The organism is Rhodococcus ruber NBRC 15591 (genome assembly GCF_001894945.1).
In the GTDB taxonomy this organism is placed as follows: domain Bacteria; phylum Actinomycetota; class Actinomycetes; order Mycobacteriales; family Mycobacteriaceae; genus Rhodococcus; species Rhodococcus ruber.
Genome location: NZ_BCXE01000021.1, coordinates 1 through 26,063, shown reverse-complemented (window position 1 = coordinate 26,063; position 26,063 = coordinate 1). Strand labels below are relative to the sequence as shown.

Below are 26,063 nucleotides of genomic sequence, written 5' to 3'. Positions count from 1 at the left end.
TGCCGGGCGCGGCAATCGGTTTTGTCGGATTCGACCGGCCCGCCGTGGCCGCGGGTGGTGCCCACCCCCGGCGACGAGGGATCCCGCAACCGGCCCCGTCGGAAGGGTGTGCAGCATCACAGCACCGGCATAATGAGGTGAGGGACACGGTGTGAGACGGACCGGCGGCGCGACGTGACGAGTCGGCCACCCCCGACGCTCCGTAGACTGGGTGGAACCGCCCGCGCGGAAACGTGCGGGACCGAGCCGGAGGGAGCAATACCAGTTGGGTGTCCTGTCCCGCATCGAGTCGCCCGAGGACCTGCGCCGGCTCAGCCAACCCGAGATCCGGGAACTCGCCGAGGAGATCCGGCGGTTCCTGGTGGAGAAGGTGGCGGCGACCGGGGGACACCTCGGCCCCAACCTCGGCGTCGTCGAACTGACCATCGCACTGCACCGGGTGTTCGACTCACCCCACGACCCGATCATCTTCGACACCGGCCATCAGGCCTACGTCCACAAGATCCTGACCGGCCGCAAGGACGGCTTCGACACGCTGCGCAAGCAGGGCGGCCTGTCGGGATATCCCTGTCGCGCCGAAAGCGAGCACGACTGGATCGAGTCCTCGCACGCCTCGGCGGCCCTGTCCTACGCCGACGGCCTCGCCAAGGCCTACGAGCTGTCGGACCAGCAGGACCGGACCGTGGTCGCCGTGGTCGGCGACGGCGCGCTCACCGGCGGAATGTGCTGGGAGGCGCTGAACAACATCGCAGCCGGACGGGACCGCCCGCTCGTGATCGTCGTCAACGACAACGGCCGCTCCTACGCGCCCACGATCGGGGGACTCGCCGAGCACCTCGCGGCGCTGCGGCTGCAACCCGGCTACGAGCGGGTCCTCGACAACGGCCGCCGCTTCGTGAAGCGGCTGCCGTGGATCGGGGCGGCCGCGTACTCCGTGCTGCACGGGATGAAGGTCGGTATCAAGGACGCGGTCAGCCCGCAGGTGCTGTTCACCGATCTCGGCCTGAAGTACCTCGGGCCGGTCGACGGGCACGACGAGGCCGCGCTCGAGGCGGCCTTCCGGCGGGCCAAGTCGTTCGGCGGGCCGGTGATCGTGCACGCCGTCACCCGCAAGGGCGCCGGGTACGCACCGGCCGAGAACCACGTCGCCGATCAGATGCACGCCACCGGTGTCATCGACCCGGTCACCGGCCGCGCCACGGCGGCAGCGTCGGCACCGGACTGGACGTCGGTGTTCTCCGACGAACTGCTCGTGCAGGGCGGCCGCCGCCAGGACGTCGTGGCGATCACCGCCGCGATGCCGGGACCCACGGGCCTGTCGGCCTTCGGCGAACGCTACCCCGACCGGATGTTCGACGTCGGCATCGCCGAACAGCACGCCGTCACCTCCGCCGCGGGCCTCGCGCTCGGCGGGATGCACCCCGTGGTCGCGGTGTACTCGACGTTCCTCAACCGTGCCTTCGACCAGCTGCTGATGGACGTGGCGCTGCTGAAACTCCCCGTGACCGTCGTGCTCGACCGGGCGGGCATCACCGGCGCCGACGGCGCCAGTCACAACGGCATGTGGGACTTCTCCCTGCTCGGTGTGATCCCGGGGATCCGGGTGGCGTCGCCACGCGACGGCGCAACCCTGCGCGAGGAGTTCGGCGAGGCGCTCGCCGTCGCGGACGGCCCGACCGTACTCCGGTTCCCGAAGGGGGCGGTCGGTCCCGACATTCCCGCGGTCGAGCGCATCGACGGCACCGTCGACGTGCTGCGGATGCCGTCCGGGCGCCGCGGTGACGTGCTGATCGTCGCGGTCGGAGCGTTCGCCGGCCTGGCCCTCGACGCGGCGGAGCGACTCGAGCAGCACGGCCTCACCGCCGCCGTCGTCGACCCGCGCTGGGTGCTGCCCGTGCCGGCGGCCCTCGCCCGACTGGCGCGGGACTTCCGGCTCGTCGTCACCGTGGAGGACGGCGGCATGCACGGCGGCGTCGGTTCGGCGGTCTCGTCGGCACTGCGCTCGTCCGGCGTGGACGTTCCCACGCGCGAACTCGGTGTGCCGCAACGGTTCCTGGATCACGCATCGCGGGAGCAGATCCACCGCGAGCTGGGTCTGACCGCGCAGGACGTCGCACGTCAGGTCACCGGTTGGGTGGTCGGGCTCGGCGCCGCCCAGAAGACAGAGCCGGCCGTGGACGGATCGGCCGGCGAGGAGTCCGCGGGCGACGTCGTCGTCCGCCGGGACCCCGGCCGCTGAGTGCTGCTGTCGGCGGGCCGACCGCACCTGCGGTCGGCCCGCCGATCGTTCAGCCGGCTTCCTCGAGCGTCCGTCCGCGGGTTTCGGGCACGAACTTGATCACCACCAGCAGCGACAGCGCGGCCATCGCCGCGTAGCCGGCGTAGGTGAACGACAGGTTCCAGTCGGCCAGCGCGGGGAATGTCGCAGACACGAGGAAGTTGGCGATCCAGTTGGACGCGGTCGCGATGCCGACGGCGACGGCGCGCACCCGGTTCGGGAACATCTCGCTGATGAGGACCCATACGACCGGCCCCCACGACAGGGCGAAGAAGAACACGAAGGCGTTGGCCGCGAGCAGGGCGATCATCCCGTAGGTGTCGGACAGCGTAGCGACCTTCTCCCCGTCCTCGTCGACGACGAACGTCGCCGAGTGGAAGCACACCGCCGCGGTGCCCAGCGAGAGCGCCATGCCCACCGAACCGACCAGCAGCAGCGGCTTGCGTCCGATCTTGTCGATCACGGCGATGGCCACGAAGGTGCCGACGATGTTGACCAGCGCGCTGACGACGCTGATGAGCAGGGACCGATCCTCACCGAACCCGACTGCCTGCCACAGCGTCGACGAGTAGTAGAAGATCACGTTGATGCCGACGAACTGCTGCAGCGCGGCCAGGGCGATACCGACGTAGACGAGTGTGGCGACGCCGAAGCGCCGGGTGAACACGTCCCGCACGCCGGGCCGCGCCGCCTCGAGATGCAGGGTCTCGCGGATGGTGGCGATGCGCTCGGCGACCGCCACCTGGTCGCCGCCCTCGACCGCCGAGACGATCCGCCGCGCCGCGTCCTCCCGGCCGATCCGCACGAGGAACCGCGGCGACTCCGGGATGGGGAAGGTCAGCAGCAGATACAAGCCGGCGGGAACGACCTCCAGCGCCAGCATCCACTGCCAGGCCTGGATGCCGAGCAGGTTCTCGCCGGCCCCACCCGCGGCCGCGGCCAGCGCATAGTTGACGAGCTGGGAAATCGCGATACCCAGGACGATGGCGAGCTGGTACATCGAGCCGAGGCGGCCGCGCACCGCGGCCGGCGAGATCTCGGCGATGTAGGCCGGCGCGATGACGGAGGCGAAGCCGACGCCGACACCGCCGACGGTGCGCCAGAACGTCAGGTCGTAGATGCTGAAGGGGAACGCCGACCCGAGGGCGCTGATCATGAACAGGATCGCGGCGATCTGCATGACCCGGATCCGGCCCAGCCGGTCGGCGACGCTGCCCGCGATCCACGCGCCCAGCGCCGCGCCGACCAGGGTCAGCGACACCGACAATCCGATCGCGCCGGCACCGACCTCGTAGCGCTCACGGATGGCTCCGACGGCGCCGTTGATGACGGCGGTGTCGTACCCGAACAGGAATCCGCCGAGTGCGGCCGCGGCGGCGAACAGCACCGCCCGGGTCACCGTGTGCTGCTGTTCGAGCCTCGAATGGGGGAGGTGGGAACTGTCGGTCACAGGCTGGACGGTACGCCTGACGGTGCACCGAGGGGGCCGCTTCGGCGGGCACCGTGGCCGGGGCGATATGCACCGAGGGCGGCCCGCGGTCCGCAGCGGAGTGCGCGGACCGCGGGCCGCCCCGACGAGCAACCGGACGTCAGACGCTCGCCACTCCCGGTGCGAGGAAGCGTGCGCCGTTGACGGCCTCCGAGGTGCCGGTGCGATCCAGGTACGGGGTGATGCCCCCGTTCCAGAATCCGAAGCCGCCACCGAGGATCAGGCACAGGTCGATGTCCTCGGGGGCGGCGACGACGCCCTCCTCGAGCATGATCCGGATCTCCTCCGCGAACGCGCGGCGGGTCCGCTCGAGCACCTCCTCGGCGGTGGAGGGCCTGTCGCCCTGCGGCCAGAGCGCGGCGACGTCCGGGTCGACGACCTGCTTGCCGTCGACGTACGTCCACACGCCGGGCTTGCGGGCCTCGACGAGTGCCTCGAGGCCCGGGGAGGAGACGAAGCGCTCGGGGTAGGCGGCCTGCAGGGTCTCGCCGGTGTGCAGCGCGACGGCCGGGCCGACGAGCGCGAGCAGGGTGAACGGGCTCATGGGCATGCCGAGCGCGCCGACGGCGTTGTCCGCCACCTCGAACGGGGTGCCCTCATCCACGGCGGTCATGACCTCGCCGAGGGTGCGGGTGACGAGGCGGTTGAACACGAATCCCGGCTTGTCCGCGCACAGTACGGCCGACTTCTTCAGTGCCCTGGCGGTGGCGAAGGCCGTGGCCAGGGTCGCGTCGTCCGTCTGCGCGCCCTTGATGATCTCGAGCAACGGGAGCACGGCGACGGGGTTGAAGAAGTGGAAGCCGACTACGCGCTCGGGGTGCTTCAGATCCGCAGCCATCTCCGTGATCGACAGCGACGAGGTGTTGGTCGCGAGAATCGTCTCGGGCGAGAGATGCTGCTCGAGATCGGCGAACACCTGCTTCTTGACGTCCATGTTCTCGAACACGGCCTCGATGACGAAGTCGGTGTCCGCGAACGCGGCCTTGTCCAGCGAGCCGGACACCAGCGCCTTGAGGCGGTTCGCCGCGTCGGGCGAGAGCCGGCCCTTGCCCTGCAGCTTGTCGATCTCGGTATGGACGTAGCCGACGCCCTTGTCGATGCGCTCCTGGTCGATGTCGGTGAGGATCACCGGCACCTTCAGCTGCCGGACGAACAGCAGCGCCAGCTGGCTGGCCATCAGGCCCGCGCCGACGATGCCGACGCCGGTGACCTTGCGGGCCAGTGACTTGTCCGGGGCCCCCGCGGGACGTTTGGCGCGCTTGTTGACCAGGTCGAACGCGTACAGTCCGGCTCGCAGTTCGTCGGACATGAGCAGGTCCGCCAGCGCCTCGTCCTCGGCGGCGAAGCCGGCCGACAGCGACTGCGGGTCACCGATGTCGGTGTTGCGGGCGAGATCGAGCAGCTCGATCGCCCGGGCGGGGGCGGGCGCGAAGCCGCGAGTCTTCGCCGCGACGAGCGCCTTCGCCCGCTCGAGGGCGCTGTCCCAGCCTGCGCCGCGGTCGATCTCGGGGCGGGCGGGGGTGATCTGCCCTGCGAGTACCTTCGCGGCCCAGGCCAAGGACTGCTCGAGGAAATCCGCCGATCCGAACACCGCGTCGGCGAGGCCGATCTGCTCGGCCTGCTTCGCACGGATCACTTTGCCGTTGTCGAGCGGGTTCTGGAGGATCAGGGTGACGGCCGCGTCGGGTCCGATCAGATTCGGCAGCAGCTGCGTGCCGCCCCAGCCGGGAACCAGGCCGAGCATGGTCTCGGGCAGACCGAGCGCGGGCACGTTGTCGGCGTAGGTGCGGTAGTGGCAGTGCAGCCCGACCTCGAGGCCGCCGCCGAGCGCGAGCCCGTTGACGAACGCGAAGGTCGGGACGGCCGACTCGCGCAGCCGCCGGAAGACCCGGTGGCCGAGCCGGCCGAGTTCGATGCCCTGCTCGCGGGTGGTGATCGCGGGCACGCCCTTGAGATCGGCACCCGCGGCAAAGATGAACGGCTTGCCGGTGACGGCGACGGCGGCAGGATCGGCGGCGAACGCCTCGTCGAGCGCGGCGTCGAATGCGGCGAGGCCGGCAGGGCCGAACGAGTTCGGCTTGGTGTGGTCGAACCCGTTGTCCAGCGTGATCAGCGCGACGGGACCGTCGATGCCGGGCACCCGGAGGATCTTGGTGTAGGCGTTCGTGACGACCTCGTCGGCGAACAGGGACGAAAGCTCGCTCATGACTACTTGTCTCCCTCGAAGTTGGGGTTCTCCCAGATCACGGTGCCGCCCATGCCGAGGCCGATGCACATCGTGGTCAGGCCGTAACGCACCTCGGGGTGCTGCGCGAACTGCCGGGAGAGCTGGGTCATCAGACGCACGCCGGACGAGGCGAGCGGGTGGCCGCAGGCGATGGCACCGCCCCACTGGTTGACTCGCGGGTCGTCGTCGTCGATGCCGAAGTGCTCGAGGAAGGCGAGGACCTGCACGGCGAAGGCTTCGTTGATCTCGAACAGACCGATGTCGTCGATGGTCAGACCGGTGCGGGCCAGGACCTTCTCGGTCGCCGGCACCGGGCCGATGCCCATCACGGCCGGATCGACACCCTGGAAGGCGAACCCGACCATGCGCATCCCGATCTGCAGGCCGAGTTCGCGGGCGGTGTCCTCGCCGGCGAGGATGCAGGCCGTCGCGCCGTCGTTGAGGCCGGCGGCGTTGCCGGCGGTGATGCGGCCGGCGGGACGGAACGGGGTCTTGAGCGTCGCGAGATCCTCGAGCGTGGTGCCCGGACGCGGCGGCTCGTCCTCGGTGGCCAGGCCCCATCCGCTCGCGGACCGCGTCGCGACGGGTACGAGGGTGTCGGCGAGGTGGCCGGCCTTCTTCGCGGCGTCGTACTTGTTCTGGCTGGCGACGGCGTAGGCGTCGGTACGGGCCTTGGTGATGCCGGGGAAGCGGTCGTGCAGGTTCTCCGCGGTGTTGCCCATCACCAGGGCGCTGGGATCGACGAGCTTGTCGGCGAGGAAGCGGGGATTCGGATCGGCGCCCTCGCCCATCGGGTGGCGGCCCATGTGCTCGACGCCGCCGGCGACGACGACGTCGTACTGGCCGAAGCCGATCCCGGAGGCGGTGGTGGTGACCGCGGTCATCGCGCCCGCGCACATCCGGTCGATCGCGAAGCCCGGCACGGTCTCGGGCAGGCCGGCGAGGATCGCGGAGGTGCGGCCGATGGTCAGGCCCTGATCGCCGGTCTGGGTGGTTGCGGCGACGGCGACCTCGTCGATGCGCGCGGGGTCGAGCTGAGGGTTGCGGCGCAGCAGTTCCCTGATGGTCTTGACGACGAGGTCGTCGGCGCGGGTCTCCGCGTAGATGCCCTTCGGGCCCGCCTTCCCGAACGGGGTGCGTACGCCGTCGACGAAGACGACAGTGCGTTGAGTTGTGGTGGTTGACGCCACGCGTATTCCTCCCGATGGAGCGATGCTCGCCGCCGTGGGCGAGGCCAGGGTTCCGGGAACATCCGGCGACGGGAGCCCGGACGCCGGCGTGTTACCGACCGGTAACTTACCACCCGTGTCCGGGGTGGCGGGAGGGGTGCGCCGCGGGCTGCCGTTCCGGCGGCGCGGCCGACGGCCGTGGACGGTCGTGACCGGCGATCCTGCCCGTGGCAGTTCTCGTCGCCGGCTTCGGACGGCTGCAGCACCGGCGCGAGCGCGCTCGGGGGCACCGGCGAGCGCGCGCTCGGGCACGAGGCGGACGGTGACGATCGCGGCGCGCCGAGCTCGACCGTCGCGAAGGAGGGGATCCGGGGGGTCAGTCCGCGGACAGCGCCTTCGCCAGCCGCGGCACCGTCAGTTCCCGCTGCCAGGGCCGTGCCCCGTCGGCGGCGAACCGTTCCTCGATGTACGCGACCACGTCCGCATCCGCCGGCACCTGCCACTCCCAGCACAGCCGGCGCACCATTTCGGGGCCGACCAGATTCTCCACCGGCACCTGCACCTGCTCGCTCAGCTCGGCGAGCGCGGACCGGGCCGCGGTGAGCCGCGCCGCGGCTTCGGGGTCGTGCCGGGCCCAGCGGTTGGCCGGCGGCGGGCCGGTGAACGGCTGCGTGACGGGGGGCAGGTCCGATTTCGGCAGTGCCCGGGCCCGCTCGATCGCGCCCAGCCATATCCGCGACGACCGGCGCTGACGGGGGCCTCCGAACACCGGCAGGGCGCGCAGTTCCTCGACCGTGCGGGGCGCGGCCTCCGCGGCGGCGACGATCGCCGAGTCCGGCAGTACCCGTCCGGGTGCGATATCGCGCCGCGCCGCGAGTTCGTCTCGCGCAGTCCACAACTCGCGCACGATCGCGAGCCGCCGCGAATCCTTGAGGGTGTGGATCCGGGAGGTGCGGCGCCAGCGGTCGGGTTTGGGGGCGGGGGGCCCGGCGCGACGGATGTGCTCGAACTCCTGCGCGGCCCACTCCGACTTGCCCTGCCGCTCGAGCTCGTCCGCCATCGCGTCCCGGAGCTCGACGAGGATCTCGACATCGAGTGCCGCGTAGTTCAGCCAGGCGTCGGGAAGCGGCCGGGTGGACCAGTCCGCAGCCCCGTGCCCCTTGCGCAGTTCGAAACCGAGGGTGCGTTCGACGATGGCGGCCAGCCCCACTCGATCGAAGCCGGCCAGCCGTCCGGCCAGCTCGGTGTCGTAGAGCACCGCAGGTCGCAGCCCCAGCTCGTCGAGGCCGGGCAGGTCCTGGTCGGCGGAGTGCAGCACCCACTCGAGATCGTTGATCGCCGAGGCGAGCGGGGCGAGCGCCCCGGCCGTCGGGATCGGGTCGAGCAGTACCGTGCCGGCGCCGGCCCGTCGCAGTTGCACCAGGTAGGCCCGCGCGGAGTACCGGAAACCCGAGGCGCGTTCCGCGTCGACGGCGAGTGGTCCCCGGCCCGCGGCGAGTGCTTCCGCGGCCGCGGCCACTCCGGCAGCCGTGGTGACGACCTCGGGGACCCCGTCCCGCGGGGTCAGCAACGGGACCGCTGCCCGCGCGGGCTCGTGCTCGTTGGCTACCGACATGCTTCGTGACTCTATCCGGGTGGCGGAAACGGGGGCGTCGACCCGGTCAACCGCGCGGTCCCCACGTCGATTCCCGGCGTGACGAAAGGCACAGGGCGGATCATCGGCTCGTTTCGAGTTCCTCGAGCGCCGCGGGGAAACCGTCGACGAGCGACCAGAGGTCGGGAACCAGTTCGGGGCACGCGAGTACGCCCACATCGAGCGCGCCGTCCAGCGACATCACGGTGACGTTGAGTCCGACACCGTGGAAGATCGGCCCCAGCGGATACATGCCCCGGATCCGTGCGCCGAGAAAGTACAGGGGCACGGCGGGACCCGGCACGTTCGACACCACCAGGTTGTGCACGACGGGGTGGCGTTCCGCCAGCCGCAGCGACGCGTACATGCGCATCGCGGTGCCGAACACCGCCGGTGCCATGAACTGCGTCCAGTCCTGCAGCAGGCTCGCACCCAGTGCCGAATTGTGTTCTTTGGCGCACGCGTTCGCATCGGCGATCGCGTGCAGTCGCTCGATCGGATCCGTGATGTGGGTGTGCAGGCTCGCGAACATCGGCGAGACCTGATTGCGCCCGGGCCGGTCCGACGTGCCGCGCACCGACACCGGGACCATGCCGATCAGTGGGGGGTCGGGAAGTTCGTCGCGCTCGGTGAGGTAGCGGCGCAGCGCCCCGGCGCACACCGCCATGACGACGTCGTTGACCTTCACGCCGTGCGCGTCCTTCACCGCCTTGACCCGGTCCAGGTCGAATCGCGTGAACCCGACACTGCGGTGACCGGTGATGGTGCCGTTGAAGGACGTGCGCGGAGCGGTGAACGGCGCCGGCATGGCCTCGCCCCTGCGGGCCCGGGTGATCCATCGGGGCAGCAGTTCCACGGTCTTGGGCAGCGCCCGCACCAGACCCAAGGGGCGGGTGGCGACGTTGAACAGGCCGCCGAGGGCGATCTCGAGCGCCGACCCCCCGCCGGCACCGTCGGCGACCGGATCGGGCCGCGGTGCATCGGGTTCGAGACTGCACAGCTGTGCCACGAGTTCGGCGCCGGTGACGCCGTCCGCGCCCGCGTGGTGGATCTTCGTCATGACGGCGACCGACCCGTCCTCGAGACCCTCGATCACGGTCATCTCCCACAGGGGCCGGGAGCGGTCGAGCGGCTGCGCAGCGATGTGCCCGCACAGTTCCGCGAGTTCCTCCCGGCGCCCGGGCGCCGGGACCGCGACCCGGTGCAGGTGCCGGTCGAGGTCGAAGTCCGGATCGTCCACCCACACCGGATGGTCGAGATTGAACGGGCTGTCGGCGATCTTCTGCCGGAACAACGGTACGGCCGGAAGGCGGGCGGCGAGTCCGGCGCGGAGCGTCTCGAAGCGGTATCCGTCCGGAATCGTGGTCGGGTCGAGGACGATCAGTCCGCACACGTGCAGCAGCTGCGTCGGCGTCTCGAGGTACAGGAATCCGGCGTCGAGGCCGCTGAGTCGATGCATGCCCTCATGGTAGAACGAGTTCTAGAATCTGCACGGGAACGATCGCTCCACGTGCGCGAACCCACCCCGGCCGGCGTTCTCCGGGTGTCCGCAGCCGCGGCGGCAGTCAGCCCGGCGTGGCGAGCGGGGCCGGCGGCGTGCCGGGAAGCCGGTCGGCCAGCTCCGCGAGCGCGGCCGGGAAACCGCCGGCCAGCTGCCACAGGTCCGGTAGCAGGTCCGGGCACGACTGCAGACCGAAGTGCAGGCCGCCGTCGAGCGACAGGACGGTGATGTTCAGGCCTGCGCCGTGGTAGATCGGCCCGAACGGGTAGAGCGCGGTGATCCGCGCGCCCAGGTAGTACAGCGTGTCCTTCGGCCCGGGGATATCGGAGACGACGAGGTTGTTGAGCACGGGGAGCACGTCGGGCAGTCGCAGCGCCGAATACAGCCGCAGCACCGCACCGAACGCCGCTCCCGGGGTCACCTGGCCCCAGCTGCCGAGCAGATCCGGGTCGAACGTGGCCTGATGCGCCTTCGCCGCGGTCTGGTCCGCCGCCACGGCATGCAGCCGCACCACCGGGTCGGCGATCTCGGTGTGCAGCCGCCCGATCAGTACCGAGATCTGGTTGCCGGCGTCGCCCCGGGCGCGTCCGTGCACCGAGACCGGGACGGCCGCCAACAGGGGAGAGGCCGGCAGCTCACGGCGGGCGGCGAGATACCGGCGCAGAACCGAGGAACACAGCGCGAGCACGACGTCGTTGACGGTGACGCCGAACGCCCGCTTGACCGCCTTCACGGCCGTGAAATCCAGCGTCACGAATGCGACGTTGCGGCGGCCGGTCACGCGGCGGTTGAACGACGTCCGCGGGGCCGTGAGCGGAACCGCCATCGCCTCGCCCCGCCGGGCCCGGCCCACCCAACCGGGCACCAGCGCCGCGCTGGACCGTACCGCCCGGGCCAGGTGCAGCGGACGCGCGGCGAGATCGGCGATGCCGCCCGCGGCGACGCTCAGGCGGTTGCCCCCGCCGACGCCGGGCGACTCGGGTTGCGGGGGCGGCGCCCCCGGTTCGAGGTCACACAACTGCGCCAGCAGGGTCGCTCCGGCGAGGCCGTCCACCACGGCGTGGTGGATGCGTGTCAGCACCGCGACCGAGCCGTCGGCCAGCCCCTCGAACACCGCGGTCTCCCACAGTGGCCCGGACCGGTCGAACCGCTGCGCGAAGCGCTGCCCGCAGAGCACCGCCAGTTCGGCGGCGGTACCCGGCGGTGGCACGGTGAACCGGCGCAGATGCCGGCCGACGTCGAAACCCGGGTCGTCCACCCACGCGGGGTGGCCGGGATTGAACCGGGAATCGACCACTCGCCGGCGCAGCAGCGGCACTGCCGCGACCCGCGCCGCCAGGTCGGATCCCAGCCGTTCGAAGGAGTAGCCCCCCGGCACGGTGGAGACGTCGAGCAGGGCGAGGCCACCGATCTGTACCGGCTGCCCGGGTGTGTCGGTGTAGAGAAGCGCGGCGTCGAGCCCGCTGAGCCGCCGCATGCCTCGATCATAGGACCGCGACGTGCCCCGTACACCCGTTCCGGCCCGTCGGGAACCCGGGCGCCGGCGGCGACGATTCCGTGCCGACGATTCCGTGCCGACGATTCAGGGCTGAAGCTGCGTCACGCCCGCCGGGGGCAGGCCCGCCGCGTACGCGAGCACCTCGCAGAACGCCTCCACGTGCGGGCCGAGTTCACCGGACTGCGCGGTCCACGAGGCCCGCAGCTCGAGCTGATGCGCTCGGGCCGGGCCGGCGATGTCACCGAAGCGCACCGAACTCGTCGACGTCACGGTGCCGCCGAGCGCCGTCAGCGGCTCGCCGTGCGCGTCGAGGGCATCGACCAGCCAGCTCCAGGCCACCTCCGGAAGCAGGGGATCGGCAGCCAGCGAGGCGTCCACGTCCGCCTGGATGTAGGCGACGAGCCGCATGGTGCCGTTCCAGGCCTCGTCGCCGTCCGGATCGTGCAGCAGGATCAGCCTGCCGAACGCGTCGCCCTCCGACTGCTCGGGCACCAGATCGGTGTCCGGATGAAGCACCTCCGCGCCCAGCGCGTAGCTGTACGGAGCCAGCCGCTGCGGCGGCCGGATCGGACCCACCTCGATTTCCGGCCGCACGGTGGCCGCGTTCATCGAGTCGATGGCCGCGCGGAACTGAGCCGGCTCGGCGGGCGAGGTGGTCACGACTGCGGACGTTAGACCGGGTGACCGGGGCCACGCGGGAGGCGCGCCGATTCCGGAGGGGTGGCCGGACGTGGCAGCATGGGCGGCGACCCGTGCCCCTGGACGAACGAGGATCGATGACCGGCCTGGAGAACACGAACGTCGGCTCCACCCCGCGTGTGGAGTACCCGACGCGGCGCCAGCTCCCGCAGGCGCCCCTGCTCGCCGCCGCGCGGGGACTCGAGCCGGCACACCGGCCCGTGTGGTTCATGCGACAGGCCGGTCGCTCGCTTCCCGAGTACCGGGAGATCCGGGCGAACATCGGCATGCTCGAGTCCTGCTTCGATCCCGAGCTGGTGTGCGAGATCACCCTGCAGCCGGTGCGCCGTCATCGCGTCGATGCTGCGATCCTGTTCTCGGACATCGTAGTTCCGCTCAAGGCCGCGGGGATCGACCTCGACATCGTGGCCGGGACCGGACCGGTGATCGCCGACCCCGTGCGCACCGCGGCGGACGTGGCGAAGCTGCCGATCCTCGAGCACGACGAGGTCGGTGCCGTCGCACGGGCGGTCGGGCTGCTCACCCGCGAGCTCGGCGACGTCCCGCTCATCGGTTTCGCCGGGGCGCCGTTCACCCTCGCCTCCTACCTCGTCGAGGGCGGTCCCAGCCGCAACCACGAGCGCACCAAGGCCCTCATGCACGCCGAGCCGCGCACGTGGCACGCCCTCCTGGGGCGGCTCGCCGACATCACGATCGCGTTCCTGCAGGCCCAGCTGCACGCCGGCGTCGACGCGGTCCAGCTGTTCGACTCGTGGGCGGGCGCGCTGTCGCTGGCCGACTACCGCGAGTTCGTGCTGCCCCACTCGGAACGGGTGTTCGCCGAGGTCGAGTCCGCCGGCGTGCCGCGCATCCACTTCGGCGTCGGCACCGGCGAGCTGCTCGGCGCGATGGGTGAGGCCGGCGCCGACGTGGTCGGCGTGGACTGGCGGGTGCCGCTGGACGTCGCCGCCACCCGGGTGGGGGCCGGAAAGGCCTTGCAGGGCAACCTCGATCCCGCGATCCTGTTCGCCGGACCCGACGTCGTCCAGGCAGAGGTGCGGCGCATCGTCGCCGAGGGGGACCGCGCCCGCGCCGCGGGAGCCACCGGGCACATCTTCAACCTCGGGCACGGTGTCCTCCCGGACACCGACCCGGACGTCCTCACCGCGGTCGTCGACCTGGTGCACTCGTTGTGAGCGGTACGCCGAGCCTCGCCGTCGTCGGGGGCGGCATCACCGGGCTCGTCGCGGCGTACCGGCTCCGTCGCCTGCTCGGCGCGCACGCCCGGATCGTCCTGCTCGAGGGCGCCGATCGGCTCGGCGGAAAGCTGCACACGGTGCCGCTCGCCGGCGATCCGGTCGACGTGGGAGCGGAAGCGTTCATCGGTCGCCGCCCCGAGGTCCCGGCGCTGCTCGCGGAGCTGGGCCTGAGCGACCGGATCGTCCACCCGTCCGGGGCCCGGCCGCTGATCTACGCCGGCGCCGCGCTGCACCCGCTGCCCGGCGGCACCCTGATGGGGATCCCCGCCGACGCCGGGGCGCTCACCGGTCTCGTCGACACCGAGACCCTTGCGCGAATCGCCGCCGAGCCCACCGTTCCGCTGCACTGGGACCGCACCCGCGACGTCTCGGTGGCCGACCTGGTGACCGCCCGGTTCGGCGAGCAGGTGGTGCGCCGCTCCGTCGACCCCCTCCTCGGCGGCGTCTACTCCGGGCTCTCGGACACCGCAGGCGTGCGGGCCACCCTGCCGGCTCTGGCCGCAGCCCTCGACGCGGGGGCCCCGAGCCTGAGCGAGGCGGTCGTCCGAGCCCTGCCCGAGCCCTCGGACACACCCGTGTTCGGCACCCTGCGCGACGGCTACGGCACGTTGCTCGACGCGCTCGAGAAGGCGGCCGACGCCGAGATCCGGCACGTCACCGCGAGCGGACTGCGCCGCAGCGGCGGCCGCTGGGACCTCGACCCGATCGGGCCCGTGGACGGCGTCGTCCTCGCGGTGCCCGCCGACCGCGCCGCCGAACTGCTCGCCGACGCCGTCCCGGCGGCAGCCGCCCAGGCGGCCCGGATCCCGCTCGCATCGTCGGCGGTGGTCGCGCTGGCACTGCCGGACGGTGCCGCACTGCCGCAGAACTCGGGGATCCTCGTGGCCACCGGCGAGGATTTGTCCGCCAAGGCGTTCACCCTGTCGAGCCGCAAGTGGCCCCACCTGGCCGGGCGCGACGTCGCGCTGGCCCGCGCATCGTTCGGCCGCTACGGCGAGGCCGCGATCGTCGACGCCCCCGACGACGAGCTGATCGCCCGCGCGCGCATCGACCTCGCCACCGTCACCGGTGTCACCGACGAGCCCGTGGCCGCGTTCGTCCAGCGCTGGCACGGGGGCCTGCCGCAGTACCGGGCCGGGCACCTCGACATCGTCGCGGCGCTCGAGGACGCGGTCGCCGCCGTCGACGGCCTCGAGGTCGCCGGCGCGATGCTCCACGGCGTGGGTGTGCCGGCATGTGTCGCATCAGGCACGACGGCCGCGACGCGCCTGGCAACCCGAGTGGCAGGATGAGCGGTATGGCACGTCTCGACTACGACAAGCTCAATTCCACCCTGCGCTACGCGATGTTCTCGGTGTTCCGGGTCCAGCCCGGTGCCCTCGGCGACGACCGCTCCGCGGCGATCGAGGACGCCCAGAAGTTCTTCGCGGCCTACGACGGCACCGATCTGGTCGTGCGCGGCATCTACGACGTCGCCGGGGTGCGCGCCGACGCCGACTTCATGATCTGGACGCACGCCGAGCGACTCGAAGACCTGCAGAAGCTCTACGCCGATTTCCGCCGGACCACCGTCCTCGGCCGCACCACCACCCCGGTGTGGTCGAACGTGTGCCTGCACCGGCCGGCCGAGTTCAACAAGAGCCACCTGCCCGCCTTCATCGCCGGTGAGGAACCCGGCAACTACGTCTGCGTCTACCCGTTCGTGCGGTCGTACGAGTGGTACCTGCTCCCCGACGCCGAACGCCGCCAGATGCTCGCCGACCACGGCAAGGCCGCGCGCGGCTACCCGGACGTGCGGGCCAACACCGTGCCCGCGTTCGCCCTCGGCGACTACGAGTGGATCCTCGCATTCGAAGCCCCCGAACTCGATCGCATCGTCGACCTCATGCGCGACCTGCGTGCCACCGAGGCCCGCATGCACGTCCGGGAGGAGACCCCGTTCTTCACCGGACCGCGCGTCGACCTCGAGACGCTGATCACCGCGCTGCCCTGACGCCCGCCGTCACCCCCCGGAGACGCCGCCCTTGCGCGGACTCCGGGGGCGCCGTCGGCTCGCCGGAAGGACGCGGTGCACCCCCTGGCAGACTGTGCACCATGAGTTCTCGGCCCGTGCGGTACCAGCACATGGCGCACTGGGGGATGTTCGAGGTCGAGACGCACGAGGGCGATGTCAGCGCCGTGCATCCCTTCCGCGGCGACGCCGATCCGTCACCGTTTCTCGACAATGCCGTCGGCTCGGTGCGGCACCGCTCGCGGGTCGCGGGACCGGCGGTGCGCCGGGGCTGGCTCGAGCACGGACCGGGGCCGAGCGATCGCCGCGGCGACGACGAATTCGTCGCGGTGTCCTGGGACGAGCTGACCGAACTGCTGGCCGGCGAGCTGCAGCGCGTGATCGACGCGCACGGCAACCGGGCGATCTTCGGCGGTTCGTACGGGTGGTCGTCGCCGGGCCGGTTCCACCACGCGCAGAGTCAGGTGCATCGCTTCCTGAAGATGCTCGGCGGCTACACCCGCTCGGTGCACAGCTATTCGCTCGGTGCGACCGGCGTGATCATGCCGCGCGTGGTCGGCACGCACTGGAAGCTGTTCGCCCGTGCGACGAACTGGGACGTCATCGCCCGCGACACCGACCTGATGGTGTGTTTCGGCGGGGTGCCGCTCAAGAACACGGCCGTCAACGACGGCGGCACCAGCAACCATCCCACGCGGGGGGCGCTCGACGCTCTGCGCGCCCGCGGCGGGACGGTCGTGTCCGTCAGCCCCCTGCACGACGATCTGCACGGCGCCGCCGAACGCCTCGCGCCGCGACCCGGGACGGACGTCGCGATCATGCTCGCCCTCGCCTACGTGCTCGCCACCGAGGGCCTCGCCGACCGCGACTTCCTCGACCGCTACTGCGTCGGCTACGACAAGTTCGAGGACTATCTGCTCGGCCGCACCGACGGCGTCGCCAAGACACCGCAGTGGGCGGCCGCCCTGTCCGGGCTGTCCGCCGAGACCCTCGCCGCGCTGGCCCGGCGCATGGCCGCCGGCCGCACCCTGATCACCGTCACCTGGTCGCTGCAGCGGGTCCGGTACGGCGAGCAGGCCCCGTGGGCGGGGGTGACCCTCGCCGCGATGCTCGGCCAGATCGGGCTGCCCGGCGGCGGGTTCGGTCACGGCTACGGCTCGATGAACGAACCCGGCATCGCGCCCGTCCCGTACCCGCTCCCGACCCTGTTCCAGGGCGACAATCCGGTCGGTGACCTGATTCCCGTGGCCGCGATCTCCGACCTGCTGCTGCGGCCGGGCCAGGAGTACGACTTCGACGGCCGGCGCCTGACGTACCCCGACATCCGGCTCGTGTACTGGGCCGGCGGCAACCCGTTCCACCACCATCAGGACCTGGGTCGGCTGCGCCGCGCCCTGGCCCGCCCGGACACGATCGTCGTGCACGACCCGTACTGGACGCCGACGGCCAAGCACGCCGACATCGTCGTGCCGTCCACCACATCCCTCGAACGCGAGGATCTCAGCTGCACCCGCAACGACCCGCTGCTGGTCGCGATGCACGCCGCCGCCCCGCGATTCGCCGCCGCCCGCGACGACTACGACACGTTCTCGGCGCTCGCGCACCGTCTCGGCTTCGGGGACCGGTTCACCGAGGGCCGCACGGCGCGGCAGTGGCTCGAGCACCTGTACGAGCAGTGGCGCGGATTCGTCCTCGCCGACGACGCCCGCGTCGAATCCCCTCCGGAGTTCGACGAGTTCTGGGTGCGCGGACACGTGCGGATGCGCACCGAGGACGAGCTGACACTGTTCGAGGAGTTCCGCGCCGACCCCCAGCGCAACCCCCTGCGTACCCCGAGTGGGCGCATCGAGATCTTCTCCGCCGACATCGACGGCTTCGGCTACGACGACTGCGCCGGGCACCCTGCGTGGTTCGAGCCGGAGGAGTGGCTCGGCGGCCCCCGCGCGCAGCACTACCCGCTGCACCTGATCGCGAACCAGCCCAAGACCCGCCTGCACAGCCAGCTCGACCACGGCGGCGTCAGTCAGGCCTCGAAGATCCGCGGGCGCGAACCGATCCGCATGCATCCGGCCGATGCGGCCGCCCGCGGTGTGGCGGGCGGCGACGTCGTGCGGGTGTTCAACGACCGCGGCGCATGCCTGGCCGGCGCCGTCCTCGACGACGGCCTGATGCCCGGGGTGGTGCAGCTGGCCACCGGCGCCTGGTACGACCCGCTCGATCCGGCCGATCCCGGCTCGATGTGTGTGCACGGAAATCCCAACGTGCTCACCGCCGACGTGGGCACCTCGAGTCTGGCCCGCGGCTGCACGGGCCAGCACGCGCTCGTGCAGATCGAACGCTTCGACGGGGACCTGCCGCCGATCCGCGCCTACGACCCGCCGGTGATCCGCACCCGCTGAGGCGGGGTACCTGCCCGAGCCACCCGGGTACCTGCGGGCCGAGCGACGGTATCCGTCGCTACCCGGGAGATGGACGATGCGTCGGTCGGAGCCGGGCCCGGCGGTCACAACCCCAGCGAGCGCTGCACCTCCCGCAACGTCTGCGCCGACGCCCGCAACCCGGCGGCCTCGTCGGGCGAGAGGGGGATCTCGAGTACCCGGCCGGCGCCGCGGCCGTCGACGATCGTCGGCAGCGACAGGCACACCCCTTCGATCCCGTGCACGCCGCGCTGCAGCGTCGAGACCGGCAGCACCCGGTGCTGATCCCGCAGCACCGCCTCCACGATGCGGGCGGTGGACAGGCCGATGGCCAGGTTGGTGGCGCCTTTGCCCTGGATGATCTCGTACGCGCTGCGCATCACCCGGGTGGAGATCTGCTCGCGGACCGCGGCGTCGAACACCGCCGCTCCGTGCTCGTCGCGGTACTCGGTGGCCGGAACCCCACCCACCGTCGCGCTCGACCACAGGGTGATCTCCGAATCGCCGTGCTCGCCGACGATGAGGGCGTGCACGTTCTCCACCGCGACGCCGACGTGCTGCGCGACGAGGAAGCGCAACCGTCCCGAGTCGAGGACCGTGCCGGACCCGAGGATCTGCCCGTCGGGGGCGTCCGTTGCGCGGATCGCCGCATACGTCACCACGTCGACCGGGTTGCTGACGAACAGCACCACCGCCTCGGGGGAGAGCGCGAGCAGCGCCGGTGTGAGTTCCCGGACGATGCGCACGTTCGCTGCCGCCAGCTCGAGCCGTGACTGGCCCGGCTTCTGCTTGGCGCCCGCCGTCACGACGATCAGATCGGAGCCGGCGGTGACGGCGAGGTCGTCGGCGCCGTCGATGCGGCACGCGGGGGCGAACTGGGTGCCGTGGTTCAGGTCGAGCACCTCGGCCCGCACCTTGTCGGTGTTCGGATCGAACAGGGCCAGCGAATCCGCCGAGCCCCGGATCAGGCATGCGTAGGCGACGGCGGTGCCGACGCTGCCGGCGCCGACGATCGAAACCTTGGACTTGGACGCACGGGTCGTCGACATGGATTCGATCGTCGTCGCTCCGCGCTCGATCCGCACCCCGACGGTGCAGCCGTTAGCCTTCGCATCATGAACGTTCAACCGTTCGACGCCGTGCTGTTCGACTTCTCCGGCACGTTGTTCCGGCTCGAGGAGGACGAATCCTGGCTGGCCGACCTCACCGACGAGCGGGGCGAGCCCTTCGACGTGCACCGGCAGGCCGAGCTGATGCGCCGGATGACCGCCCCCACCGGTCAGCCCGTCGAGATGGACGCCGCCGAGCATCACGCCTGGATCAACCGCGACCGCGACCCCCGCTGGCACCGGGACGCATACCTGACGGTGCTGCGCCGTTCCGGAGTCGCCGACGAGGGGCAGGCCCTCGGCCTGTACACCAAGCTGACCGATCCGCGCTGCTGGACGGTCTACCCGGACACGGTGCCGGTGATCGAGGCGCTCGCCGGCGAGGGCCTCGCGGTGGCCGTGCTGAGCAACATCGCCTTCGACATCCGGCCGGCGTTCGCGGCGCTCGGTATCGACGATCTGGTGTCGGAGTTCGTGCTTTCCTTCGAAGTCGGCGCGGTCAAACCGGAGCCGGAGATCTTCCGGCACGCGACCGCGGCGCTCGGGGTGTCCCCGGAGCGCACCCTGATGGTGGGCGACAGTGAGGAAGCCGACGGTGCGGCCCGCCGCATCGGCTGCTCCTTCGCCCTCGTCGAGCCGCTGCCCACCGCCGAGCGTCGCCGCGGACTGTGGCGCGCGTTGTTCGCGGCGGGCCTCAGTCCCTCGGAACCAGGCGCAGGGAGATCGAGTTGATGCAGTACCGCTGATCCGTCGGAGTCGGGTACCCCTCGCCCTCGAACACGTGCCCGAGATGGCTGTGGCAGGACGCGCACAGTACCTCCACCCGGCGCATGCCGAGGGACGTGTCGGAGCGCAGGATCACCGCGTCACTCGACGCCGGGTCGAAGAACGAGGGCCACCCGCAGTGCGAATGGAACTTCTCGGTGCTGCGGAACAGTTCGGCTCCGCAGGCGCGGCACTCGTACACACCCTCGGTCTCCGTGTCGGTGTATTCGCCGACGAAGGGCCGCTCGGTGCCGGCCTGCCGCAGCACCGCGTACTCCGCGGCGGTGAGGCGGGCGCGCCATTCGTCGTCGCTGCGGGATACCTTCGGCGCGGGTTCGGTCGGGACAGCGTCAGCCATGAACTCCACGCTAGCCGTCACCGCGGTTCGTCGCCACGAGCTCGCCCTGCGGTGCGGGCTCGTGTGCCGGCAACAGGAACGACGGTTCGATGCCGTCCGCCAGCCGGCCCTCCCGCCGGGCGGCCAGATAGCGGTCGAGCAGCACGGCGAAGATCACGATGAGCAGCAGCGACCACCCGAACGTCGTCTTCATGTACTCGGCGGCGCGCCCGGCCTCCGGCCACCGCCCCGACAGCCAGCTGTCGTAGCTCATGAAGCCGTAGACCGCCAGCCAGGCCGGCCAGTTCCGCATCACCGAATTGGGCAACACGACCGTCATCAGCAACGGGAACAGCATCATCGAGTAGTACATCTGGCCGAGCGAACCGAGCAGGAACGACGCGGTGAGCAACACCCCCGTGCTCGTGCCGACGAAGAAGAGCTCGTCGTGGCGGCAGTACCGGTACAGCAGCCACAGCGAGACGACGACCATGAGGCCCAGGACGACGCGCAGCCCGAGGATCAGCCACGCCGGCAGGCCGTAGTACATGCCGTTGCCGACGATGGCGCTGTTGAAGTAGTCGCGTGCCTCGAACAGGTACGGCGTGGTGCGCTCGACGAACGCCCAGGCGTCCACCGAGAGCGGCCACGCGACGAGCGTCAGGCCGAGCGGCACCGCCGCGGCAGTGGCGAACACCTTCCACTGCCGGCGCACGAACGGAATCAGCAGCAGGGGCGCGAGGATCGGTTTGACCGCGAACGTCAACCCGATCGCGACGCCCGCCCACAGATCGCGCCGGCTCAGCAACAGCGTCAGGAAGGCGACCTCGCCGAGCAGGACGAGGCCGTTGATGTTGGTGAAGACCAGGGTGTTCGTCACCGTCTCGGAACTGAACGCCGCCAACAGGAGGATCGGGGCGAGCACCGAGTCGAGACCGTAGCCGAACATTCGCAGCAGCAGGTACAGCGCCACGATGATCGCGATCGCGTTGGCGATGATGAACAGCCACCGGGAGCGTTCGGGGTCGATTACCGCGATCGGGGAGATCAGCAACGTCCCGGACGGGGGGTACAGATAGTGCGGGTCCACCCACTCGAAGTTCGCCGTGTACACCGGCCGGCGGTTGAGAAACGCCAGGGCCGCGTTGTAGACGGGAGTGAAGTCGTCGGTGCGGAATCCGTTGACGGCTTTGACCACCACACGGTGCAGCACCGTGAGCACGGCCAACGGCCACACCACGCACTTGACCACCTCCGCGGTGGTGCGGGCGGTGCGGGGCTCGAGGCGGCTGAGGAACACTACGGCACGGTACACCGAGAGCCGGGAGCGGCCGCCCACCGTCCCCACCCGACGGCGCCGGGCCCGGGACGCGGCGCACGCTGATTCACGCCGGGCACAGGCTGCCGTTCGGCGGCAGGGCACCGGTGTCGAGGTAGGCCGCCAGGCGTGCCTGGACGCAGCCGGAGTGCAGGACCGCGGAGTATCCGGCACCCTGCCAGGACAGCGCCGCCCACCGGGCCGAGACGGCGGTGAGGGCGCCGGTGACCGACTCGAGGCCCGCGCTGCCGACGAGCGGATCGGCGGCACCCGTCGTCACCAGCACGGGTACGCGCACCTCCGGCGGCAGCGGCGGTGTCGGCATGCTCGGCCAGGCGCTGCACGCGGTGAGACCGACCGCGCTGTCGCCGCCGAACAGGGGGTAGTTCGCCGACCACGTTCGCTGCAGCTCGGTGGCCCGGGCCGTCGTGGGCCATCGCTGACCGTCGCTGCAGCGGGAGACGAACTGCCCGTCGGACGACAGCACGGCCTCGGCGGCGCCGACGAGTTCGAGCATCGGCGTCACGTCTCCCGCACCGGCGGCGGACAGAGCGTCGGACAGCTCGCGGACCCGGGCCTGCGCGTCGCTGCGGGGGGTTCCCAGAAACCACGTCACCGCGGTGAGCAGGGCGTTCGACGAGAGCGGTGCAAGAGCGCCGGTCGCGGCGCGGGCGTGCAGGTCCTCGAGCGCGGCCCGCGGGTCCGGCCCCAGCGAGCACGCCAGCGCGACGCACTGGCGGGCGAACGCGTCGACCGCCGACTCCGCGCCGCGCACCCGGCTCTCGGCCAGCAGTTCGGCGTCGGCCGTCGCGGCGGCGGGGGAGTCGAGGACGAGGCGGCCGAGGGTGGTCGGGTACTTCGACGCGTAGGCGAGGGCGACCGTGGCGCCGTTGCCGATGCCGAGCACGCCGATCCGATCGACGCCCCACGTGGTTCGCAGCTGCTCGAGATCGTCGGCGGCGTGGGCGGCGTCGAACAGCAGTTCCTGCGGCTGCAGGTAGTCGGTGCATGCGATGGTGGCCTGCCGCCCGAGTTCGGCGACCCGCTCCGGACCGTCGCCGGTGCGGCCGAACTGTCCGTGGTCGGCCAGGGCGCGCCGGTCCGCTCCGAAGATGCACTCGATCGGCTGGGAGGCGCCGAGGCCGCGCCGATCCACCGCGATGATCGGCCGGGAGGCCACGAGTTCGGCGAGCGAGCCGGTCGACAGTGCGGCCAGCGCCCCCGAGGAGGGCATGTCCGCGCCCGTCGTCATGACGAGCGGGGCCGCATCGGTGGGAGTCTGTGCCAGCCGGGCGCGCAGCACGTCGAGCGGAAACGAACCCGGCACGGTGCCTGTGGCGTCGATCGCAGCGGGAAGCTGGGCGCATTCGAGGACGAGACCGGTGGGTCCCGGCGGCAGCTGCTGGGCGGCGAGGGTGTCGGCGGTGCAGTCGCGCCAGTCCAGGTCCCGGGCCGGCACCGGTAGCTCCGGGGCGAGGGCCGGATCCTCGCCGGTGGGAGTGGCCCGGCCGTCCGCCTCCTGCACTACCGCGACGTCGGGGCGTACCGAAGGGCCCGCCCCGCACGCGGCGGTCATCGTTCCGAGCACGACGATGCCCACGGTGAGCACACGGGTTCTGCGCATGCGCACAGCCTGCCAGGTCGGTGCGCGGGCCCGCGCACGTGACCGGATCGTCCGATCCGCCGGATGTGACGATCAGGTGTACGTGGTGTGAAGTAGGTCGCAATCTGCCCCGGGTGTACCGGTCGCCTCGAGCGACGGCCCTACCCTGGAGAAATGCACGAACGTCTCGTCGATCGCAATCCCGTGGTGCCGTCCGACCAACTGGTGGCCCAGATGGTTCCGCCCGCGATGTTCGACGACGTGAGCTTCGCGTCCTACATCCCCGATCCGAACGAGCCGAGCCAGGCGACCGCTGTCGCGACGGCGGAGGAGTTCGCCCACAAGATCGCGAAGATCCGGGGTGGCGGCCGGCGCGGCCTGTTCGGACGGAAGGCGCCGTCCACCGGCGCCGGTCTCTACCTCGACGGCGGCTTCGGCGTCGGCAAGACCCACCTGCTGGCCTCGATCTTCCACGCGGCGCCGTCGCCGAAGGCGTTCGGCACCTTCGTGGAGCTGACCCACGTCGTCGGCGCTCTCGGCTTCAACAAGGCCGTCGAGGAGCTGTCCGGCCACAGCGTGCTGTGCATCGACGAGTTCGAGCTCGACGACCCGGGCGACACGATGCTGGTCTCCCGCCTGCTGACCGAACTCTCGGCGCGGGGCGTGTCCATCGTCGCCACGTCCAACACCCTGCCCGGGCAGCTGGGAGAGGGGCGATTCGCGGCGCAGGACTTCCTGCGCGAGATCAAGAAGCTCGCCTCGATCTTCGAGACCATCCGCGTGGACGGTCCCGACTACCGCCATCGCGACCTGCCGCCGGCCCCGGACCCGATCAGCTCCGAGGAGCTGCTCGATCGCGCCGATGCGGTCCCCGGCGCCACCCTCGACGACTTCGACGAGCTGTGCGCGCACCTGAGCACGCTGCATCCGTCCCGGTACGGCAAGCTCGTCGAGGGCGTCGCGGCCGTCTTCCTCAACGGGGTTCATGCCGCCCACGACCAGTCCGTGGCGCTGCGTCTGGTGGTGCTCGCCGACCGGCTCTACGACGCGAGCATTCCGGTGACCGTCGCCGGCGCGAAGCTGGACGAGATCTTCACCGACGAGATGCTCGCCGGCGGCTACCGCAAGAAGTACCTGCGTGCGACCTCGCGCCTGTTGGCGCTGTCGCGGTTCGAGACCGCCGCCAGCTGAGTCGGGTTCCCGGCTGCCCCCGCCGCAGGCGGGGTCCGCGCGTCACAGGGTGCGTTGCATGACGTAGTCGTGATGGGTCTGCGAGCCGACCTGGAACGTGCGCGTTCCCACGACCTCGAACTCGTTCTTGGCGTAGAACCGCCGGGCCCGAGAGTTCTGCTGGTTGACCCCCAGCCACAGCCCCCGGCAGCCGGCTGCCCGGGCATGCTCGACGACGGCAGCCATCAGGGCCGCCGCCACTCCGGTGCCGTGCTTGCCCGGCAGCACGTAGAGCTTGCTGATCTCGGTGGTGGGCAGCGCGGTCACGGCTTCACGGACTTCCGGGTCCGTCGGTTCGGCATCGACGGCCATGAGGTAGCCCACGATCTCGCCGCCGACGGTCGCCTTGAGCACGATGCGGGTCGGGTCGGTGAGGTACTCGCTGAACCGTTCCGCCGAGAGGGTGTCGTCGATGAACGCGGCGATGTCCTCCTGGGAGGCGTCGGCCGGGCAGGCCAGGGGGAACGTGGTGGCTGCGACATCGGCGATGGTCTCGGCATCCCAGATGCCGGCCTGCTCGACGGAGACGTTCGCGGTCGATTCCTCGAGTGACGGAGTGGACATGGGAACCAGTAGATCACTCGGCGGGGCACCGCGCCGACGGTCGGGGCAGGTATCCGTTCGACGTCCGGAAATGGCTGAACCCCAGCCTTGGATGGGGGGTCATGGCTGGGGTTCATTACCATCGGGGGGATGGCATCTCCGACAATACATGAGGAATCCCTCAGGTTCCAACCGGGGTGGTCACGGTTGGGTCACGGGCCGGCCGTCCGGGTGGTTGCCTTCCGCCGGGCAACGCTCTACTGTGGGCTCTCATGAAGCGCGTACTCGTAGTTCACCGCCGTAGCGGGGTCTGATTCGGACCGACCCCTCGCTGCGGGTCGTCGAGCTACCTGTCGGTCCTCCCTTCACGCGGAAGACCTCCTACGATGAACGCCTTCACCTCCACCGCTCCCCGCACCTCCTACGCCGCCGGCGACGCGGAGACCGCATACTCGGCGCCGATCGATCCGTTCGCCGCCCGCTACGGACGATCCCTGCCGCGCGAGTTGCGTGCCGAGGCGCTCGGCACGAGCTGGACCGAGTTCACCGCGACCTATGCACCGCACGGGCCGGTCCGTCTCGGTGGCTGGTCGGCCGGGGCTCCGTGCGCCGGTCGGCGGAACTTCGAGGCCACTTTCGGCGTGGGAGAGACCATCCACACGGCGGCGGCGACGGCCACCGGTCCGGTGTCCGCCATGACCGTCATGATGCACACCCTCGGGATGCCGCTCGAGATTCTCTCGTTCCACCAGTTCGACCTCGGCGACACCCACACGACATTCCTGCTGTGCGAGGCGGACGGGCGCCGGCTCTGGAGCATGGGTGCCGCGGCGACCGGAACCGAATCGGCACTGCGCGCGATGATCGCGGGAGCCAACCGGCTGCACGCTTCCCGCTGAGGGAGCGGTGACACGACGAAGGCCCTCCCGACCGGGAGGGCCTTCGTCGTCGAGTGGTGTGGGCGACCGGTACCGGCGACCTCGTCCGGGTGGCACACC

Annotated in this window: 20 protein-coding genes; 8 read left to right on the top strand and 12 right to left on the bottom strand. The window is 71.3% G+C overall.

Going from position 1 to position 26,063, the window contains the following annotated elements; translation table 11 throughout:
• The first annotated feature begins 265 nt into the window (after nt 1-265).
• The gene (gene dxs, locus RR3_RS13195; protein WP_017681362.1) at nt 266-2,239 is read left to right on the top strand and encodes a 1-deoxy-D-xylulose-5-phosphate synthase; all 1,974 of its coding nucleotides are present in this window, start codon (nt 266-268) and stop codon (nt 2,237-2,239) included.
• 49 nt (nt 2,240-2,288) lie between these two features.
• Here the strand turns inward: dxs and RR3_RS13190 are convergent, their stop codons facing one another.
• The 7 genes from RR3_RS13190 to RR3_RS13160 all read right to left on the bottom strand — a co-directional run bounded on the left by RR3_RS13190 (nt 2,289) and on the right by RR3_RS13160 (nt 12,455).
• Entirely contained in the window at nt 2,289-3,728 is a 1,440-nt protein-coding gene (locus RR3_RS13190; protein WP_010592574.1) for a sugar porter family MFS transporter, read from the bottom strand.
• 139 nt (nt 3,729-3,867) lie between these two features.
• Nucleotides 3,868-5,973 (bottom strand): 3-hydroxyacyl-CoA dehydrogenase NAD-binding domain-containing protein, encoded by a 2,106-nt coding sequence (locus tag RR3_RS13185; protein ID WP_064066486.1) that lies wholly within the window; start codon nt 5,971-5,973, stop codon nt 3,868-3,870.
• 2 nt (nt 5,974-5,975) lie between these two features.
• Complete coding sequence (locus tag RR3_RS13180; RefSeq protein WP_010592572.1) at nt 5,976-7,184, bottom strand: thiolase family protein; 1,209 nt, start codon at nt 7,182-7,184, stop codon at nt 5,976-5,978.
• Nucleotides 7,185-7,539: 355 nt separating this feature from the next.
• Nucleotides 7,540-8,778, bottom strand: coding sequence for an HRDC domain-containing protein (locus RR3_RS13175; protein WP_010592571.1), 1,239 nt, complete (start codon nt 8,776-8,778; stop codon nt 7,540-7,542).
• Nucleotides 8,779-8,878: 100 nt separating this feature from the next.
• A complete protein-coding gene (locus tag RR3_RS13170; protein WP_017681360.1) occupies nt 8,879-10,255 on the bottom strand; it encodes a WS/DGAT/MGAT family O-acyltransferase in 1,377 nt (458 codons plus the stop codon).
• A 106-nt stretch (nt 10,256-10,361) separates the two neighbouring features.
• Nucleotides 10,362-11,774 carry a WS/DGAT/MGAT family O-acyltransferase gene (locus RR3_RS13165; protein ID WP_017681359.1) on the bottom strand — a complete coding sequence of 471 codons (1,413 nt, stop codon included), beginning with the start codon at nt 11,772-11,774 and terminating at the stop codon, nt 10,362-10,364.
• Between the two features lie 105 nt (nt 11,775-11,879).
• Entirely contained in the window at nt 11,880-12,455 is a 576-nt protein-coding gene (locus tag RR3_RS13160; protein WP_017681358.1) for a DUF3000 domain-containing protein, read from the bottom strand.
• Between the two features lie 116 nt (nt 12,456-12,571).
• On the opposite strand from RR3_RS13160, the gene hemE reads away from it, so the two are divergent.
• The 4 genes from hemE (at nt 12,572) to RR3_RS13140 (ending at nt 18,142) form a co-directional block, all read left to right on the top strand.
• Nucleotides 12,572-13,669, top strand: a complete 1,098-nt coding sequence (hemE, locus tag RR3_RS13155) for a uroporphyrinogen decarboxylase (protein ID WP_010592567.1) — start codon at nt 12,572-12,574, stop codon at nt 13,667-13,669.
• Nucleotides 13,666-15,024 carry a protoporphyrinogen oxidase gene (locus RR3_RS13150; RefSeq protein WP_064066509.1) on the top strand — a complete coding sequence of 453 codons (1,359 nt, stop codon included), beginning with the start codon at nt 13,666-13,668 and terminating at the stop codon, nt 15,022-15,024. The genes hemE and RR3_RS13150 overlap by 4 nt, the downstream gene beginning before the upstream one ends.
• 5 nt (nt 15,025-15,029) lie before the next feature.
• Entirely contained in the window at nt 15,030-15,725 is a 696-nt protein-coding gene (gene hemQ, locus RR3_RS13145; RefSeq protein ID WP_010592565.1) for a hydrogen peroxide-dependent heme synthase, read from the top strand.
• Between the two features lie 101 nt (nt 15,726-15,826).
• Nucleotides 15,827-18,142, top strand: a complete 2,316-nt coding sequence (locus tag RR3_RS13140) for a molybdopterin-dependent oxidoreductase (protein WP_040271159.1) — start codon at nt 15,827-15,829, stop codon at nt 18,140-18,142.
• 104 nt (nt 18,143-18,246) lie between these two features.
• Here RR3_RS13140 and RR3_RS13135 read toward each other — a convergent pair whose 3' ends face one another.
• Nucleotides 18,247-19,209: an L-lactate dehydrogenase gene (locus tag RR3_RS13135; RefSeq protein WP_026137915.1), complete on the bottom strand. Its 963-nt coding sequence runs from the start codon at nt 19,207-19,209 to the stop codon at nt 18,247-18,249.
• A gap of 66 nt (nt 19,210-19,275) precedes the next feature.
• Between RR3_RS13135 and RR3_RS13130 the strand changes: the two genes are divergently transcribed.
• Entirely contained in the window at nt 19,276-20,001 is a 726-nt protein-coding gene (locus tag RR3_RS13130; RefSeq protein ID WP_010592562.1) for an HAD family hydrolase, read from the top strand.
• On the opposite strand, the gene msrB is transcribed toward RR3_RS13130, so the two are convergent.
• From msrB to RR3_RS13115, 3 genes are read right to left on the bottom strand one after another with little or no spacing between them, the layout of a single operon-like run.
• Nucleotides 19,964-20,392, bottom strand: coding sequence for a peptide-methionine (R)-S-oxide reductase MsrB (gene msrB / locus RR3_RS13125; RefSeq protein WP_026137914.1), 429 nt, complete (start codon nt 20,390-20,392; stop codon nt 19,964-19,966). The genes RR3_RS13130 and msrB overlap by 38 nt on opposite strands.
• 10 nt (nt 20,393-20,402) lie before the next feature.
• A complete protein-coding gene (locus RR3_RS13120) occupies nt 20,403-21,710 on the bottom strand; it encodes a glycosyltransferase family 87 protein (protein ID WP_010592560.1) in 1,308 nt (435 codons plus the stop codon).
• Nucleotides 21,711-21,756: 46 nt separating this feature from the next.
• On the bottom strand, nt 21,757-23,313 hold the full coding sequence (locus RR3_RS13115; protein ID WP_169833346.1) for an alpha/beta hydrolase: 1,557 nt from the start codon (nt 23,311-23,313) through the stop codon (nt 21,757-21,759).
• Nucleotides 23,314-23,466: 153 nt separating this feature from the next.
• Between RR3_RS13115 and zapE the strand changes: the two genes are divergently transcribed.
• Nucleotides 23,467-24,483, top strand: coding sequence for a cell division protein ZapE (zapE, locus tag RR3_RS13110; RefSeq protein WP_010592558.1), 1,017 nt, complete (start codon nt 23,467-23,469; stop codon nt 24,481-24,483).
• 42 nt (nt 24,484-24,525) lie between these two features.
• On the opposite strand, the gene RR3_RS13105 is transcribed toward zapE, so the two are convergent.
• Nucleotides 24,526-25,086 (bottom strand): GNAT family N-acetyltransferase, encoded by a 561-nt coding sequence (locus RR3_RS13105; protein ID WP_010592557.1) that lies wholly within the window; start codon nt 25,084-25,086, stop codon nt 24,526-24,528.
• A 365-nt stretch (nt 25,087-25,451) separates the two neighbouring features.
• On the opposite strand from RR3_RS13105, the gene RR3_RS13100 reads away from it, so the two are divergent.
• Nucleotides 25,452-25,964, top strand: a complete 513-nt coding sequence (locus RR3_RS13100) for a 2-isopropylmalate synthase (RefSeq protein ID WP_010592556.1) — start codon at nt 25,452-25,454, stop codon at nt 25,962-25,964.
• The last annotated feature ends 99 nt before the right edge of the window (nt 25,965-26,063 follow it).